The organism is Bradyrhizobium sp. NBAIM01, from assembly GCF_020194115.1.
GTDB classification, from domain to species: Bacteria; Pseudomonadota; Alphaproteobacteria; order Rhizobiales; family Xanthobacteraceae; genus Bradyrhizobium; species Bradyrhizobium yuanmingense.
Genome location: NZ_JADYVU010000002.1, coordinates 303746 through 320736, shown reverse-complemented (window position 1 = coordinate 320736; position 16991 = coordinate 303746). Strand labels below are relative to the sequence as shown.

Below are 16991 nucleotides of genomic sequence, written 5' to 3'. Positions count from 1 at the left end.
AGGCAATGAAGCGAGACCGCCATGACCCGCACCGACATTCCCGCCGGCTACGAGCCACATTTCCGCAAAGCGCCCCTGACCGATCCCTGGGAGCCGCTCTATTCAAAGAAGACCGATAAGGGCGTCACCGTCGGACTGCGCCTGGCGACGCCGCACACCAACGCCCGCGGATTGATCCATGGCGGGCTGATCGCGGCGCTCGCTGACGCCGCCATGGGCTACAGCTGCGCCCAGGCGACGGGCTGGACCACGTCATTCGTCACCATCTCGCTGTCGGTCGACTATGTCGGCGCCGCCGAGATCGGCCAATGGCTGGCGGTCGAGGGCGAGGCGATCAAGACCGGGAACACGATCTGCTTCGCGCAGTGCCTGGTGAAGGCGGACGACGCCGTGATCGCGCGGGCCAGCGGCACGTTTCGGGTAGTGCCGAAGAAGGGGTGAGGCCCAACTCTCTCCGTCGTCATGCCCGGGGCAAGCCCGGCCATGACGGAAAAGATCACCCAAACCTCCACTCCGCCGTCTCCACCACGAGGTCGACGAACGCGCGCACCTTGGCCGAGAGCAGGCGCGAGGTCGGGTAGACGATGTGGATCGGCAGCGCCGGCTGCTCGTATTGCGCCAGCACGATCTTCAGGCGTCCGCGCTTCAGGCCCTCGGCGGCCTGATAGGCCAGTACCCGCGTCACGCCGCCGCCGGCCTCGGCATATTGCAGGGCGGCATCGGCGCTGTTGCTGATGAAGCGAGGCGACAGCGGCAGCCCGATATCGCGGCCGTCGCGCAGGAAGCGCCATTCGGACCAGGGGCCGAACTGGATGGTCTGGTGCGTGGCGAGCGCCTCCGGCGTCTTCGGCTCGCCATGACGCTTCAAATAGCCGGGCGCGGCCACCACGATCCGCCGCATCTCGCCGACCTGGCGCGCCACAAGCGAGGAATCGGCGAGATGGCCGATCCGCACCGCGGCATCGACGGCGTCCTCGACGAGGTTGACGAGATGGTCGGACAGCCTGAGTTCGGCGGCGACCTCGGGATAGCGCTTGAGATAGGCGGTCATGACCGGTCCGACATGCAGGCGGCCGAAGCCGACCGGCGCGGACACGACGAAACGCCCGCTCGGCCGGTTGCGTTCCTCCCGCGCCGAGCCGTCAGCCTCTTCGACGTCGGCGAGGATGCGCCGCGCGCGCTCCAAATAGCGCGTGCCGACGTCGGTCAGCGCCACCTGCCGCGTGGTCCGCTGCAGCAGCCGCGCGCCGAGATGCTCCTCGAGCGCCGCGATCATCCGCGTCACCGCCGAGGGCGACAGGCGCAGCTTGCGCGCCGCCGGCGCAAAGCCGCGCAGGTCGGCCACGGTGACGAAGACGTGCATGGCTTCGAGCCGGTCCATGGACATTATTGCATATATTGCAATGATGAAGTGTCAAGCTGCTCAATTGTTTTAGACGCCGAAAGGTCCAGATTAGGCGCGGAAGACGCAGCAATGCGCCGGAATTTCAGGAGATGTTCCGATGACGGCAGTTCACACCTATGCCAGCGACGTGGCCTTTTCGCCGGCGGTGAAGACGATCCAGGCGCGCAAGGGCTCGCGCGAGGCCTATGCGCGCAGCGAGCAGCGCGGCTGGCGCACCGAGGTCGACGACAATCTCGCCGCGTTCCTGGCCGACGCCAACAGCTTCTATTTCGCCACGGCTTCAGCCGACGGCCAGCCCTACATCCAGCACCGCGGCGGCCCGAAGGGCTTTCTCAAGGTGCTGGACAAGCAGACGCTCGCCTTCGCCGACTACGCCGGCAACCAGCAGTTCATCACGCAAGGAAATCTCTCGGAGAATCCCAAGGCCTACATCTTCGTGATGGACTACGCCCATCGTCGCCGTGTGAAGCTCTGGGGCGAGGCGCGCGTCGTCGAGGACGACGAAGCGCTGACCACGTCACTGATGCCGAAAGGCTACCGCGCCCGGCCCGAGCAGGTGATCCTGTTCAAGATCGCAGCCTGGGACACCAACTGCCCGCAGCACATCCCGCAGAAGTTTGATGCAGCCGATGTCGCGGCCGCGCTGGCCGCGCGGGATCAGCGGATCGCAGAGCTGGAGGCGGAGGTTGCGGCGTTGAAGGGGGAGAAGGCGGCAGGTTAAACGGCGCGCTTCGCCTCTCCCATCGTCCGGTGTCATGCCCCGCGAAGGCGGGGCATCCAGTACGCCGAGGCATTCGGTTCAATCGCGATCGTCTCGGAGTACTGGATCGCCCGCCTTCGCGGGCGATGACAATGAATAGGCCGAGGCGTCTCTAAACTAAATCACACTCTCGCCTTCGTGCTGGAAGCCGAGATAGCTCGCGGCCACCCGTTCGTTGGCGGCGATGTCGCTGGCCTTGCCGCTGAGCACGAACTCGCCGAGCTCCATGACGTAGGCGTGGTCCGCGATCTTCAGCGCGGCCTGCGCGTTCTGCTCGACCAGCAGCACGGAGACCCCGGCGGCGCGGAGCTCGGTGACGATACGGAAGATGTCGGCGACGATGATCGGGGCCAGGCCCAGGCTCGGCTCGTCCAGCATCAAGAGCTTCGGCTCGCCCATCAGCGCGCGGCCCATCGCGAGCATCTGCTGCTCGCCGCCGGAGAGCGTGCCGGCGAGCTGCTTGCGCCGCTCCTTGAGCCGCGGAAACAGCGCATAGACCCGCTCCATCGAGGCTTTGGCCTTGCTGCGCTCGATCCGGAACGCGCCCAGCTCGAGATTGTCCTCGACATTCATGGTCACGAACAATTCGCGATGCTCGGGAACGAGACCGAGGCCCATCGCGACACGGTCCTCGATGTCGAGGCGGGCGAGATCCTGCCCGGCAAAGGCGACGCGGCCCTTCAGCGGCAGGATTCCCATGATGGCCGAGAGCAGCGTGGTCTTGCCGGCGCCGTTGGCGCCGACAATGGTGACGATCTCGTTGGCGCCCACCTCGAGCGAGACCGAACGCACCGCCTCGACCTTGCCATAGGCGACATGCGCGTCGGTGACGGACAACAGCGTGCTCATGCCGCCACTCCGAGATAGGCCTTGATCACTTCGGGATTGGTCTTGATCGTCGCCGGCGTGCCCTCCGCGATCTTGGTGCCGAAATCGAGCACCACGATGCGGTCGGCAAGGTTCATCACGAAGCCCATGTCGTGCTCGACCAAGAGGACGGACATCCCGCCGTCGCGCAGCTCGCGGAGCAGCGCGGCGAGCCGCTGCTTTTCCATGTGGCGCAGGCCGGCGGCCGGCTCGTCGAGCAGCAGCAGCATCGGATCGACGCAGAGCGCGCGGGCGATCTCGACGATGCGCTGCTGGCCGAGCGAGAGCGAGCCTGCCAGCTGGTGCATCTGCTCGGCGAGGCCGACGCGCTCGATCTGGCGGGCGGCCTCGGCGAGCAGCTTGGCCTCGTCAGCGCGGTCGAGCCGCAGCATCGAGGAGATTGGGCCGGAATGGCCGCGCAAATGTGCGCCAATCGCGACGTTCTCCAGCACGGTCATGTCGGGGACGAGCTTGACGTGCTGGAAGGTCCTGCTGATACCGAGCTTGACGATCTCCTGCGGCGGCGCGTTGTCGACCTTCCTGCCGAGCACCGAGATCGAGCCCGAGGTTGCCGACAGCACGCCGGTAATCAGGTTGAAGGTCGTGCTCTTGCCGGCGCCGTTCGGGCCGATCAGCGCGACGATCTCGCGGGCCTGCACGTCGAAGGACACGTTGTTCACCGCGACCACGCCGCCAAATTGCTTTCGCGCCTTCTCGACCTGAAGCAGGACGCCGGTCTCGGCAGGCGCGCGGGTGCGATGCTCCAGCTTCAGCGAGGTGTCCGGCTTCCTGCCGTCGGTGCGCTCGGGGAAGAACGACATCAGCCAGGGCCAGAGGCCGCCGGGCGCAAGCTGCAGCAGCGCCACCAGCATGATGCCGAACACGATGGTCTCGACCTGGCCGGAGCCGGGCAGGATCAGCGGCAGATAGCTCTGCAGCACCTCTTTCAGGATCACGACAATCGCCGCGCCCAGCACGCCGCCCCAGACATAGCCGGCGCCGCCGACCACCGCGATGAAGAGATATTCGATGCCCATATGCGCGCCGAACGGCGTCGGGTTCACGGCGCGCTGGAGATGGGCGTAGAGCCACCCGGACAGGCCCGCGAGCACCGCGGCATGGATGAACACCAGCAGCTTTGCACGCGGCGTGTGGACGCCGAAGGCCTCGGCCGCGACATGGCCGCGGCGCAGCGCGCGGATGGCGCGGCCGGTGCGGGAGTCCAAGAGGTTCATCGTCAGCAGGGCCGAGAGGATCACGGCGATCCAGATCGCGTAATAGATCGAGCCGGGCGAGAGCATCTTGAAGGCACCGATCGACAGCGGCGGGATCGCCGAGATGCCGTCGTTACGTCCCAGAAACTCCAGCTTGCTGAACAGGTAGAACAGCCCAAGCCCCCAGGCGAGCGTGCCGAGCGGCAGGTAATGGCCGGAGAGGCGCACGGTGATCAGCCCGAGCAGCACCGCGAGCGAGCCGCTGACCACGAGCGACAGCGGCAGCGTCAGCCAGGGCGACAGGCCATAGGCCGTCGTCAGCACGGCGGTGGTGTAGGCACCGAAACCGACGAAGGCGGCCTGCCCGAACGAGGTGAGGCCGCCGACGCCGGTCAGCAGCACGAGGCCCATCGCGACCAGCGCGGCAAGGCCGATATTGTCGAGCAGCACGATCCAGAACGGGGGCACGCCCGGGATGAGCGGGATCGCCGCCATGAGGATCGCGAAGACGAGGATGGGAAGCCGGCTCTGCATCGGGCTCAGTCCTTCTCTTCCTCGACCGCGGGCGCGGCGAGCGAGCGCAGCAGCAGCACGGGGATCAGCAGCATGAAGACGATCACCTCCTTGTAGTTGGAGGCATAGAAGGACGAGAACGCCTCGACGATGCCGACCACCAGCGCCGCGACGGCGGTGAGGGGATAGCTGACGAGGCCGCCGATGATCGCGGCGACGAAGCCCTTCAGCCCGATCAGGAAGCCGGAGTCGTAATACAGTGTCGTGATCGGCACGATCAGGATGCCCGAGAGCGCGCCGATCACGGAGGCCAGCAGGAAGGCGATCTGGCCCGACAGCGTGGTGCGGATGCCGGCAAGCCGCGCCCCAAGCCGGTTGACCGCGGTCGCGCGCAGCGCCTTGCCGTAGAGCGTCAGGCCGAAGAACAGCCAGAGGGCGACGATGAAGGCGATGGTGATGGCATAGACGGTGATGCTCTGGCCGGTGAAGCGCAATGCGCCGGCGGTGAAGGCGCCGGACAGCACGGCAGGCCCGCGCTGGCCTTCGGCGCCGAAGAACAACAGGCCGAGGCCCTGCAGCGCGAGATGGACGCCGACCGAGGCGATCAGCAGCACCAGCACCGAAGTGTGCGCCAGCGGCTGGAAGGCGATGCGATAGAGATAGAGGCCGATCATCGCCACGATCACCAGCGACAGCGCGATGCAGACCGCGACCGGCGCCTTCTGCGCGGCGAGGGACAGGGTCAGCGCCAACACGATCGCGGGCAGCACGACGTTGGCGATGAAGCTGCGGACGACCAGCCGCCCGTGCAGCGCCTTGCGCGCCACGAACAGGTCGAAGACGAAGGCGCCGATGCCGAGCGCCAGCGCCAGCTTTGCCGTGCCCGGCATCTGGCCGGCGGCCAGCGAGGCATAGGTCAGCGCGCCATAGGTGACGAATTCGCCCTGGGGAATGAGGATGACGCGGGTGACGGCGAACACCAGCACCAGCGCCAGGCCGAGCAGCGCATAGATCGCGCCATTGGTGATGCCGTCCTGCACCAGGAACAGCATGATGGTGGTATTCAAGACCGGACGCTCCCCCTAATCCGGACCGGTCCCCTCGATTACGGTGGACGGTCCGCTCACAGCCATTGAAAAACGCAGGCGATATTTGGTATGGTCCATAACAATTATCAAATATAACTTCAAGGGTGGGAACGACCCGCCCCGGAATTTAGCGGGATTACGAGCACGAGGCGATGACCGTTTCCAAAACCGCTGAAAAGTCCTCCGACAAGCCGGCCGACGCGGCCAAGGGCCGCAAGGAGGCAGGCGAGCCGCAGGCGGAGGCCCTCCAGCTCGGCGAGCTTTCCGAGCAGCTCGGCTATGTCCTGAAACGTGCGCAGCTCAAGGTGTTCGAGAATTTCCTGCGCTGCATGGCCTCGCTCCAGCTGACGCCGGCGCAGTTCTCGGTGCTGCTCCTGGTCGAGAAAAACCCCGGCCGTAACCAGACCGAGATCGCCTCCACGCTCGGCATCCTCAGGCCGAACTTCGTAGCCATGCTCGACAATCTGGAGAGCCGCGACCTCTGTGCGCGGATCCGCTCCACCAACGACCGCCGCTCGCACATCCTGGTCTTGACCGACAAGGGCAAGGCCGTGCTGGCGCGCGCCAAGAAGCTCGTCGCCACCAAGCACGAGGCCCGGCTGAACGATCTGCTCGGCCAGGCCAACCGCGAAGCCCTGATCGAGATGCTCGCGAAGATCGCCAACGAGTTTTGACTCTTACCCTCTAGGGGAGGGTAAGCGAACGTCAATCCACCAAAATCACCCTGATGTCGTTCACGTTGGTCAGCGTCGGTCCAGGCTGTAGCAGGTCGCCGGTCGCCTCGAAAAACGTGGTGGCGTCGTTGTTGGCGAGATAGGCCTGCGGCTCGAGCCCCAGCGCCTTCATCTTCGCGAACGTCGCCGCATCGATCAGCGCGCCGGCGGGGTCGGTCGGGTGGCCGGCGCCGCCATCGGCGCCGTCGGTGTCGCCGGCCAGCGCCGCGATGCCGGAAGTGTCCTTCAAGAGCGAGGCCAGGGCCAGCGCGTATTCCTGGTTCGGCCCGCCGCGCCCGTTGCCGCGCACGGTGACCGTGAGTTCGCCGCCGGAGAGAATCGCGACGCGCTTGCCCTGGCTGCGTGCCTGAAGCGCCAGCCTGGCGTGATCGGCGGCGACCTCGCGCGCCTCGCCTTCGAGATCGGCGCCGAGATCGATGGTCTCGTAGCCGGCCTCGCGCGCGAGCTTGACCGCAGCGTCCAGCGACTGCTTGGGCCGCGCGATCAGCTCGAACGACGCGTGCGCAAAGGCGGCGTCGCCCGGCTTGCAGCTCTCGTTGTTGGGATCGTCGAGCGCGCGCCGCACCGCATCGTCGATGTCGAGCCTGTATTTCGCCACGATCGCGCGCGCATCCGCCAGCGTGGTCGGATCGGGCACGGTGGGGCCGGAGGCGATCGCGGACGGATCGTCATGCGGCACGTCGGAGATCGCGAGCGTCACGATCTCCGCGGCGTTGCTGCCAGCGCGGGCGAGGCGGCCGCCCTTGATCCGCGACAGGTGCTTGCGCACGACGTTCATCTCGCCGATCGGCGCGCCCGAGCGCAGCAGCGCCTTGTTGACCGCCTGCTTCTGCGCGAAGCTGATGCCGTCCACCGGCGCGATCCAGTTGGCCGAGCCGCCGCCGGTGAGCAGCACCAGCAGGAGATCGTCCGGCCCGGCCTCGCCCGCGAGTGCGAGCGTGTCGGCCGCGCCCTTCAGGCCCGCTTCGTCAGGCACGGGATGACCGGCCTCGACCACGCGAATGCTGCGCGCGGGCACGCCGTAGCCGTGGCGCGTGGTGGCGATGCCGACGAGGCGCTCCGGCGCCAATCCCAGCGCATCGAGATAATGCCGCTCCGCGGCTGCGGCCATTGCGCCGGCGCCCTTGCCGGCCGCAAGGCAGATCACGCGCCCCCTGGGCGCAGGCCGCAGGTGAGGGGCCAGCACCACGCTCGGATGGGCGGCAGCAACGGCAGTGTCGTAGAGCGCGCGGAGCAGGGGACGTCGGTCGGTCATGGACAATGGCCTTGCGCAGACTGGACTGGCGGCGACGAGGTCGCCGCCATCTGCCTACCGCATCGTGTGCCAAAGCGTAAGCGCCTTCGCCGTCATTCGATTGTGCAATCGCGTGATCATAATTGCCACACAAGCAAAAGCCCCCTGCGCGATCAGCGCAGGGGGCTCGTCGTCCGGGCTTTGAAGCTTCTAGCCGCCGGCGTCGGCGCTGATCACCTCGCCGAACAGGTCCCACTTGTCGCCCTTGAACTTCATCAGCTGCAGCGAGCTGATCGGTGCGAAGTCGTTCGGCCCGGTACTGATCTTGATGCCGGGCAGCAGCACTTCGGTGCGGAAGTCCTTCAGGCTCGCCGCCTGCTTCATGACGTTCTCGCGCGTGAGATTGTCGCCGCATTTCTTCAGCACTTCGACCAGCGTCTGCGCGACGCCGTAGCCGACGATGGTGCCGCCGTCGAGCTTGTCGCCCTCGGGGAAGTACTTCGTCATGAACTCCAGGAACGCCTTCATGCCGGCGTCGTCCTTCCACTGCGGATCGGAGACGTCCTTCAGATAGGCGGCCGAGATGATGTCCTGCGAATTCTCGAAGCCGGCGGGCTTGATCACGCTGCCGACCGAGGCCGAGACGTTGTTGAGGAAGTGGGTCGGCTTCCAGCCGATCTCGGAGATCTTCTTGATCGCCTGCGCCGCGAACTTCGGCGTGGTGATGTTGATGAAGACGTCGGCGCCGGTGGCTTTCAGCTTGACGATGTGGTTGTCGATGGTCGGCTCCGACGTCTCGTAGCTTTCCTCCAGCACGATCATGCTCGCGGCCTTGGCCCCCAAGCCGTCCTTAAGGCCCTTCAGGTAATCCTTGCCGTAATCGTCGTTCTGGTAGAGCACGCCGATCTTGGCGTTCGGCATGGCCTTGAGGATGTATTTCGCGTAGATCTGCGTCTCGCTCTGGTAGTTGGGTTGCCAGCCCATGGTCCACGGGAAGTTCTGCGGATCGTTCCACTTGGTAGCGCCGGTGGCGACGAACAGCTGCGGCACCTTCTTCGAGTTCATGTATTTCTGGATCGCGGAGTTCGGCGGCGTGCCGAGCGAGTTGAAGACGAGCAGCACCTCGTCGCTCTCGACCAGCTTGCGCGCCTGCTCCACCGTCTTCGGCGGCGAGTAGGCGTCGTCGTAGGAGACGAAATTGATCTTGCGGCCGTTGATGCCGCCCTCTTCGTTGATCTTCTTGAAATAGGCGGCTTCGGTGCGACCGATGATGCCGTAGGCGGAGGCCGGTCCGCTGTAGGGCATGATGTTGCCGATCTTGATCTCGGTGTCGGTCGCACCGGTATCGTATTTTTTTTGGGCCGTTGCGGTTGAGGCCGAGGCCGCGATGAGCGCGAGCGCCAATGATGCGGCCGCAAGCTTGCCGGTGACAGCAGGCATTCCAATCTCCCTGTTTCTTCTTTGTGTGTGCGTCCCTTTTCTTGTCTCGTTTTTCTTCGCGACGCGGCCGCAATTCAATACGATTTGCCTGAACGCTTCAAGGAAAAGCCCCTGCGGCATGGCCGCAGGGGCTGCGTCTTTAGTCGATTTGGCTACATCTTGAGCAAGTGGTTAATGGTCAGCCGCCGACGTCGCCGCTCAGCACCTCGCCAAATGGCACCCAATGCTCGCCCTTGAACCGGATCAGCTGCAGTTGCGAGAGCGGCGCGAAATCGGTCGCCGAGGTGTTGACCTTGATGCCCGGCAACAGGCCCGCCGGCTCGAAGTCCTTGATGTTGGCGGCCTGCTTCATGATGTTCTCGCGGGTGAGATTGTCACCGCAGGCCTTGAGCACGTGAACGAGGCCTTGGGCGACGATGTAGCCGTACATTACCGAGGCATCGGCGCGGTTCGCTTCCGGATAGTACTTATCCAGAAATTCGTTCCAGGCGATCATCGCCTTGTCGTTTTTCCACTGCGCGTCGGTGGGATCCTTGAAGTACTGCGACGAGATGATGTCCTGCGCGTTCTCGAAGCCGGCCGGCTTGATTACGCTGCCGATCGAGGCCGAGACGTTGTTGAGGAAGTGCAGCGGCTTCCAGCCGATCTCGGCGTTCTTCTTGATCGCCTGTGCCGCGAATTTCGGCGTCGTGATGTTGAAGAACACGTCGGCGTTGGTCGACTTCATCTTGACGATGTGGGAGTCGATGGTCGGCTCGGAGACTTCGTAGCTGTCCTCGATGACGATCATCGAGGCGGCCTTGGCGCCGAGCCCGTCCTTGAACCCCTTCAGATAGTCCTTGCCGTAATCGTCGTTCTGGTAGAGCACGGCGATCTTGGCGTTCGGATGGTTCTTCAGGATGTACTTGGCGTAGATGATCGACTCGATCTGGTAGTTGGGTTGCCAGCCCATCGTCCACGGGAAGGTCTGCGGGTCGTTCCACTTCGTGGCGCCGGTGGCGACGAACAGCTGCGGAACCTTCTTCTGGTTCATGTACTTCTGGATCGCCGAGTTCGGCGGGGTGCCGAGCGAGTTGAAGATCAGCAGCACCTCGTCGCTCTCGACCAGCTTGCGCGCCTGCTCCACGGTCTTCGGCGGGGAATAGGCGTCGTCATAGGTGATGAAGTTGATCTTGCGGCCGTTAATGCCGCCTTCTGCGTTGATCTTGCGGAAATAGGCCTCTTCGGTCTTGCCGATCACGCCGTAGGCGGACGCGGGACCGCTATAGGGCATGATGTTGCCGATCTTGATCTCCGTGTCGGATGCGCCGGTGTCGTATTTCTTCTGCGCGAGCGCTGTCGTGGACAGCGTGGCGGCTAGCACGAGGGCAGCCGAGAAGGCCCCCAATCGCACATGCATTGCAGGCATTTTGATCTCCCTGGACAGGATTGAATGTGTCGTTTGTTCTTATTGGGAGCGATCGTTGCGCGTCGCTCCGTCACGCATTCAATACCTATCCACGGCCGTCAGCAAGAAGAACGCCTGCACGGGCCTCGCGCAGGCGGCGATCTCGTCGAAGGCGGTGCTGAATATTCCGGCGCGTGAGATTCTTTTTGCGGGGCAAACTCACCGCTTGAGTTGCTTTACGAGAAGGCGGCTATTTTGAATTGCGTCGTTCAGTGGCTCATCTCGCTCGAGATGATGTCGCCGAACAGCTCCCATTTCCTGCCCTTGAAGCGCATCATCTGCAGCTGCTCGATCGGGGCGAAATCGTCGGGCGCGGTGTTGATCTTGATGCCTGGCAGCAGCGTGTCGGGTGCGAAGTCCTTCAGGCTGGCGGCCTGCTTCATGACGTTCTCGCGGGTGAGATCGTCGCCGCACATCTGCAGCACCTTCACAATGGTCTGTGCGGCGGCATAGCCGTACACGACGCCGGCATCGAGCTTGTTGGCCCTGGGCTCGTATTGCGCGAGGAAACTGTAGAACTTCTTCATGCCGTCGTCGGCATTCCACTGCGGGTCGGAGCCGTCCTTGGTGTAGGTCGCCGACAGGATGCCTTGCGAGACTTCAATGCCCGCCGGCTCCAATACGCCGCTGACCGAAGCCGAGACGTTGGAGATGATGTGCATCGGATGCCAGTTGATCTCCGCGGCTTTCTTGATTCCCTGCGCGGCGAATTTCTGGTTGGTGAGGCTGATGAAGATATCGGCGCCGGCCGCCTTCAGCTTCACGACTCGCTCGTCGATTGCGGGCTCGGACGTGTCGTAGGCCTCCTCCCGCACGATCATCGAAGCCTTGGCGCCGAGGCCCTCCTTCAACCCGTTTAGATAGTCCTTGCCGAAATCGTCGTTCTGGTAGAGCACGCCGATCTTTCCGTTTGGCTTCTCCTTCATGATGTATTTGGCATAGATCCGGGCCTCGCTGACGTAGCTCGGCTGCCAGCCCATGGTCCAGGGATATTGCTTGGGGTCGTTCCATTTCGAGGCGCCGCTCGCCACGAACAATTGCGGCACCTTCTTCTCGTTCATGTACTTGCGGATGGCGCTGTTGGTGGAGGTGCCGAGCGAGCCGAAGATCAGCAGCACATTGTCGCTCTCGACCAGTTTTCGCGCCTGTTCCACCGTCTTCGGCGGCGAATAGCCGTCGTCATAGGAGATGAATCTGATCTTGCGGCCGTTGATGCCGCCCTCGGCATTGATCTTGTTGAAGTAGGCTTCCTCGGTCCTGCCGATCGCAGCATAGCCGGAGGCCGGACCGCTGTAGGGCATGATGTTACCGATCTTGATCTCGGTATCGGACGCGCCGCTGTCGTATTTCTTCTGCGCCAGCGCCTCGCCGCTCATTGCAGTGCACAAGGCAAGCGCGGCCCAGAGCGTCGCAACCTGGGAACGAACGGCGGCCATTGCTCTCCTACCCCGGGATGGATCGATCGCATTGAACAAGATTGGCGCCTGTCGTCAACAAAAAGCCCCCGCGACTGTCCGCGGGGGCTCCTCGTCCTCGATCATCGCGTCACGCATCACTCGGAGGCGACGTCACCGCTGATGATCTCGCCGAACAGTTCCCACTTCTCGCCCTTGAAGCGCATCATCTGCAGCTGCGCGATCGGAGCGAAGTCGGTGGCGCTGGTGTTGATCTTGACGCCGGGCAGCAGCGTATCCGGGGCAAAGTCCTTCAACGAGGCGGCCTGCTTCATGATGTTGGCGCGAGTGAGATCGTCACCGCACATCTCCAGCACCTTGGCCAGCGTCGAGGCGGCGCCATAGCCATAAACCATGCTGGTGTCCGACTTGTCGGCACCCGGCATGTACTTGTCGACGAACTCGTTCCACTTCTTCATGCCGGGGTCGTTGGCCCATTGCGGATCCGTGGAGTCCTTGGCGTAGGCGGCCGACAGCACGCCCTGCGCGTTCTCGAAGCCGGCCGGCTTCATCACGCTGCCGACCGAGATCGACACGTTGGTGAGGATCTGGAGCGGCTTCCAGCTGAGCTCGGCGGTCTTCTTGATGGTCTGGGCCGCGAACTTCGGCGTGGTGTAGATCAGCAGCACGTCGGGATTGGCGGCCTTGATCTTGACGATATGGCCGTCGATCGACGGCTCGGAGACCTCGTAGCTCTCCTCCATGACGATCATGGACGAGGCCTTGGCGCCGAGGCCGTCCTTGGTGCCCTTGAGGTAGTCTTTGCCGAAATCGTCGTTCTGGTAGAGGATCGCGATCTTGGCGTCCGGCTTCTCCTTCATCAGCCATTTCGCGTAGATCTGCGCTTCGCTCTGGTAGGAGGGCTGCCAGCCCATGGTCCAGGGGAAGTTCTTCGGGTCGTTCCACTTGGTGGCGCCGGTCGCGACGAAGAGCTGCGGGATCTTCTTGGAGTTGAGATATTTCTGGATCGCACTGTTCGAGGGCGTGCCGAGCGGGTTGAAAACGACCAGCACCTCGTCGCTCTCGACCAGCTTGCGGACCTGCTCGACGGCCTTCGGCGGCGAATAGCCGTCGTCATAGGTGACGAAGTTGATCTTGCGGCCGTTGATGCCGCCCTTGTCGTTGATCATCTTGAAATAGGCTTCTTCGGTCTTGCCGATGATGCCATAGGCCGACGCCGGACCGCTGTACGGCATGATGTTGCCGATCTTGATCTCGGTATCGGACGCGCCGGTGTCGTATTTCTTTTGGGCGAGTGCAGCGCCGGAGGTGAGAGTGATGGCCGCCGTTGCCGTGATCAGCGCGGCGGCTCGCAGTGTTCTTCCAAAATACAATTCGGTCTCCTTGGTTAATTCAACGGGTCTTCAATTCTTCCTGAGCTTGCCGACGAGTTGCTGGCCCAGGATCGCGACCTGCCTTGCGCCGTGCGGCACGAGGTAGATGACGAGGAACAGCAGCACGCCGAATACCGCGCCGGAGAGGCCCTTGGAGATGCTCTCCGCCATGTTCGGCACGAAGATGATGAAGGCCGCACCGACGAACGAGCCGGGCAGCCAGCCGACGCCGCCGACCACCATGCCGAGGAACAGCGAGATCGCGAGCGTGATGGTGTAGCTGTCGGGCGCGACGAACTGCACCGCGATGGCGCCGAGCGAGCCGGCAACGCCGGTGATGCCGGCGGACACGCCGAAAGCCAGCGTCTTGTACAGCGCGACGTTGACTCCCATCGAGGAGGCCGCGATCTCGTTGTCGCGGATCGCCATGAAGGCGCGGCCCGAGCGGGAACGCAACAGGTTCACCGAGAAGATGTAGATCGCGACCGTCACGGCGAGCGTGAAGTAGTACAGCCACATGTCCTGCGACATCGGCAGGCCGAACGGCGCGTCCGGCTTGGTGACGACGAGGCCCTGCACGCCGCCGGTCCAGTGCTCGAGGAAGTTCAGCTTGAGCAGCTGCGGCATCGCAGTCGCAAGCGCGAAGGTCGCGAGTGCGAGATAGATGCCGGACAGCCGCAGCGCCGGCTTGCCGAACAGGTAACCGAATCCGAAGCAAATCACGGCGGAGATCGGAATGGTCAGCGCGTAGTTGACGTTGGCATGTTCCATCAGCACCGCCGACACATAGGCGCCGACGGCGTAGAACGCGCTCTGGCCGAGCGAGAACTGGCCGCTTCCGCCGGTCAGGATGTTCAGCGCCAGCACCGCGAGCCCGTAGATCAGGAGCATCGTCATTTGGAAGATGATGAAGTTCTTGACGAACATCGGCACGATCAACAGCGCGGCCAGCACCACCAGCGAGGTGCCGGTGCCCAGCGTCATGGCCCGCTTCGGAACCGCCTCGACCGCCTCGTGGCCCTCAGCGACGACTTCTTCTGCTGCGCTCATGATCAAACTCGCTTGACGATATGCCGGCCGAACAGACCAGCGGGTTTGACGACCAGGACGGAGATGATCAGCGCGAGCGCGATCGGGAGTTTCAGCTCATTGCCGACGCCGGGAATGTAGGTACCGGCCAGATTCTCGAACACGCCGACCAGGAAGCCGCCGACCACGGCGCCGAACGGGCTCGACAGCCCGCCGAGCACCGCCGCGGCGAAGCCGTAGATCAGCACGCCGCCCATCATGTTCGGCTCGAGGAATACGACAGGTGCGATCAGCATGCCGGCGATCGAGCCGATCGCGGTCGCCATGCCCCAGCCGAGCGCGATCATCCAGCTCGTGTTGATGCCGACGAGGCGGGCCGATTCGGGCACCGACGCTGCGGCTCGCATCGCAAGGCCGATGCGCGTGTACTGGAAGAAGAAATAGAGCGCGAGCAGCAGCGCCACGGTGACGCCGATCATGCCGGCCTGGTGCGTCGAGATCAGCTGGCTGCCGAGAAACGGTGCGGAGCCGAACGGGGTCGGATATTGCTTGATCGTGAAGTCCCAGATCAGGCCCGCCGAGGAGTTGATGATCGCAAACAGCGCGATGAAGCCGGCGACGTTGGTGAGCACCGGCGCCTTGACGAGCGGCTTGAACAGGATGCGCTCGATCGCGATGCCGGCAACGAAAGAAAATGCCAGCGTGATCAGGAAGGCAGCCCAATAAGATACGCCCCACTGCATCAGCTGCCATGAGATGAAGGTCGAGAACATCGCCATCTCGCCTTGCGCGAAGTTGAGATGGTCGATGGCCTGGTAGATCATGACCACGGCGAGCGCCATGCATGCATAGATCGCCCCCGTGGCGATGCCGGCCAGGACCTGGTTGGTGAACAGCTCCATTGTGCCGGCTCCCTCAGTAACCCAGATAGGATTTGCGGATTTCTTCGTTGTTCGCGATGTCCTTGGCCTTGCCCGACATCACGATGCGCCCGGTCTCGATCACATAGGCCTGGTCGGCGAGCTCGAGCGCGAGCTGGGCGTTCTGCTCGACCACCAGGATCGAGACCTTGTCCTCGCGGTTGATCTTGCCGAGGATGCCGAACAGGTCGCGCACCACCAGCGGCGCGAGGCCGAAGGAGGGCTCGTCGAGCAGCATCAGCCGCGGTCGCAGCATCAGCGCGCGGGCGACCGCGAGCATCTGCTGCTCGCCGCCGGAGAGCGTGCCGGCCTGCTGGGTATGGCGCTGCTTCAACACTGGGAAATGCGCGTACATGCGCTCGATGTCGGAGACGATGCCGGCGCGGTCCTTGCGGGTGATGGCCCCCAGCTGGAGATTCTCCTCCACCGTCATGTTGGTAAAGGTGCCGCGGCCCTGCGGCACGTGGGCGATGCCGAACCGCACGATGCTCTCGGTCGAACGGTTGTTCAGCGGCTTGCCTTCGAACTCGACGCCGCCGGTGGAGCGCACCATGTTGCAGATCGCGCGCAGTGTGGTGGTCTTGCCGGCGCCGTTGGCGCCCAGCAGCGTCACGAGCGAACCCTCGTTGAGCGAGAAGGACAGGCCATGGAGCGCCTGGACCTGGCCGTAATAAGCGCGCAGGTCCTTGACGTTGAGCAGTGGCGTCATTGATCCTTGCTCCCGAGATAGGCCTTGATGACGTCCGGGTCCGCCTGCACCTGGGCGGGCGTGCCTTCCGCGAGCTTCTTGCCGAAATTCAGCGCGACGACATGGTCGGCGATCGACATCACGAGGCCCATGTGATGCTCGACCAGGAGCACGGTCATATGGCGCTCGTCGCGGATTTTGCGGATGAGATCGCCGAGCACATGAACTTCCTCGTGGTTGAGGCCGCCGGCGGGTTCGTCGAGCAGCAGGATCTTCGGATCGGCCGCCAGCGCACGCGCCAGCTCGACCCGCTTCTGCGTACCGAACGGTAGGCCGGATACGACGGTATGGGCGACGTCCTCGAGGTCGAGGTAAGCAAGGATCTCGTGCACCTTCTTGTTGATGCTGGTCTCGCTGCGCCGGACCCAGGCAAGCTTCAGGGAGTCGCTGATAATGTCGCTCGAGGTCTTCGAATGGGCGCCGACGCGGACGTTGTCCATCACCGAAAGGTTGGGAAACAGCGCCACGTTCTGGAAGGTGCGGCCGATGCCGATCTCGGCGATCCGGTGCGGCGGCCGCGTCAGGATGCTCACGCCGTCCATCAAGATGTCGCCGGACGACGGCTGGTACAGCCGCGACAGGCAGTTGAAGAGCGTGGTCTTGCCGGCGCCGTTCGGGCCGATCAATCCGAGGATGGCTCCCTTGTGCATGTCGAAGGACACGCCGTTGAGCGCGACGATGCCGCCGAACACGACGCTGACGTCGCGAACCGCGAGCAGGGGCGATCTACCCTGCGCGAGCTGTGCCTGCGTCATCTCGTCTCGCTCACGTCGTTCAGTGAGCGATGGGGCGATGCGAGCCGCT

16 protein-coding genes are annotated in these 16991 nt (G+C 64.1%); 3 read left to right on the top strand and 13 right to left on the bottom strand.

Going from position 1 to position 16991, the window contains the following annotated elements:
• Positions 1–21 precede the first annotated feature (21 nt).
• Positions 22–441, top strand: a complete 420-nt coding sequence (locus I6F31_RS07860; protein WP_035997915.1) for a PaaI family thioesterase — start codon at positions 22–24, stop codon at positions 439–441.
• A 55-nt stretch (positions 442–496) separates the two neighbouring features.
• On the opposite strand, the gene I6F31_RS07855 is transcribed toward I6F31_RS07860, so the two are convergent.
• Complete coding sequence (locus tag I6F31_RS07855) at positions 497–1381, bottom strand: LysR family transcriptional regulator (RefSeq protein ID WP_225185222.1); 885 nt, start codon at positions 1379–1381, stop codon at positions 497–499.
• Positions 1382–1502: 121 nt separating this feature from the next.
• Here I6F31_RS07855 and I6F31_RS07850 point away from each other — a divergent pair, with 121 nt between their 5' ends.
• Positions 1503–2126 (top strand): pyridoxamine 5'-phosphate oxidase family protein, encoded by a 624-nt coding sequence (locus I6F31_RS07850; RefSeq protein WP_225185221.1) that lies wholly within the window; start codon positions 1503–1505, stop codon positions 2124–2126.
• A 156-nt stretch (positions 2127–2282) separates the two neighbouring features.
• Here I6F31_RS07850 and I6F31_RS07845 read toward each other — a convergent pair whose 3' ends face one another.
• The 3 genes from I6F31_RS07845 to I6F31_RS07835 are packed head-to-tail and all read right to left on the bottom strand — an operon-like array spanning position 2283 to position 5826.
• Positions 2283–3014, bottom strand: a complete 732-nt coding sequence (locus I6F31_RS07845; RefSeq protein ID WP_035997921.1) for an ABC transporter ATP-binding protein — start codon at positions 3012–3014, stop codon at positions 2283–2285.
• Positions 3011–4780: a branched-chain amino acid ABC transporter ATP-binding protein/permease gene (locus I6F31_RS07840; RefSeq protein WP_225185220.1), complete on the bottom strand. Its 1770-nt coding sequence runs from the start codon at positions 4778–4780 to the stop codon at positions 3011–3013. Before I6F31_RS07840 ends, I6F31_RS07845 begins: the two co-directional genes overlap by 4 nt.
• 5 nt (positions 4781–4785) lie before the next feature.
• Positions 4786–5826, bottom strand: coding sequence for a branched-chain amino acid ABC transporter permease (locus I6F31_RS07835; protein WP_225111654.1), 1041 nt, complete (start codon positions 5824–5826; stop codon positions 4786–4788).
• A gap of 173 nt (positions 5827–5999) precedes the next feature.
• Between I6F31_RS07835 and I6F31_RS07830 the strand changes: the two genes are divergently transcribed.
• Positions 6000–6521: a MarR family transcriptional regulator gene (locus I6F31_RS07830; protein WP_035997926.1), complete on the top strand. Its 522-nt coding sequence runs from the start codon at positions 6000–6002 to the stop codon at positions 6519–6521.
• A gap of 31 nt (positions 6522–6552) precedes the next feature.
• Here I6F31_RS07830 and I6F31_RS07825 read toward each other — a convergent pair whose 3' ends face one another.
• From I6F31_RS07825 to I6F31_RS07785, 9 genes are all read right to left on the bottom strand, one after another.
• Positions 6553–7836, bottom strand: a complete 1284-nt coding sequence (locus I6F31_RS07825) for a glycerate kinase (RefSeq protein WP_225185219.1) — start codon at positions 7834–7836, stop codon at positions 6553–6555.
• Positions 7837–8025: 189 nt separating this feature from the next.
• Positions 8026–9255 (bottom strand): ABC transporter substrate-binding protein, encoded by a 1230-nt coding sequence (locus I6F31_RS07820; RefSeq protein ID WP_035997932.1) that lies wholly within the window; start codon positions 9253–9255, stop codon positions 8026–8028.
• Between the two features lie 178 nt (positions 9256–9433).
• Entirely contained in the window at positions 9434–10663 is a 1230-nt protein-coding gene (locus I6F31_RS07815) for an ABC transporter substrate-binding protein (protein ID WP_035997935.1), read from the bottom strand.
• Between the two features lie 248 nt (positions 10664–10911).
• Positions 10912–12138 (bottom strand): ABC transporter substrate-binding protein, encoded by a 1227-nt coding sequence (locus I6F31_RS07810; RefSeq protein WP_109142407.1) that lies wholly within the window; start codon positions 12136–12138, stop codon positions 10912–10914.
• A gap of 116 nt (positions 12139–12254) precedes the next feature.
• Complete coding sequence (locus I6F31_RS07805; RefSeq protein WP_036021515.1) at positions 12255–13490, bottom strand: ABC transporter substrate-binding protein; 1236 nt, start codon at positions 13488–13490, stop codon at positions 12255–12257.
• A gap of 30 nt (positions 13491–13520) precedes the next feature.
• Complete coding sequence (locus tag I6F31_RS07800; RefSeq protein ID WP_036021517.1) at positions 13521–14540, bottom strand: branched-chain amino acid ABC transporter permease; 1020 nt, start codon at positions 14538–14540, stop codon at positions 13521–13523.
• A 2-nt stretch (positions 14541–14542) separates the two neighbouring features.
• Positions 14543–15421: a branched-chain amino acid ABC transporter permease gene (locus tag I6F31_RS07795; protein ID WP_035997949.1), complete on the bottom strand. Its 879-nt coding sequence runs from the start codon at positions 15419–15421 to the stop codon at positions 14543–14545.
• 13 nt (positions 15422–15434) lie between these two features.
• A complete protein-coding gene (locus tag I6F31_RS07790) occupies positions 15435–16148 on the bottom strand; it encodes an ABC transporter ATP-binding protein (protein ID WP_035997952.1) in 714 nt (237 codons plus the stop codon).
• Positions 16145–16942 (bottom strand): ABC transporter ATP-binding protein, encoded by a 798-nt coding sequence (locus I6F31_RS07785; RefSeq protein WP_225134601.1) that lies wholly within the window; start codon positions 16940–16942, stop codon positions 16145–16147. Before I6F31_RS07785 ends, I6F31_RS07790 begins: the two co-directional genes overlap by 4 nt.
• Positions 16943–16991 lie beyond the last annotated feature (49 nt).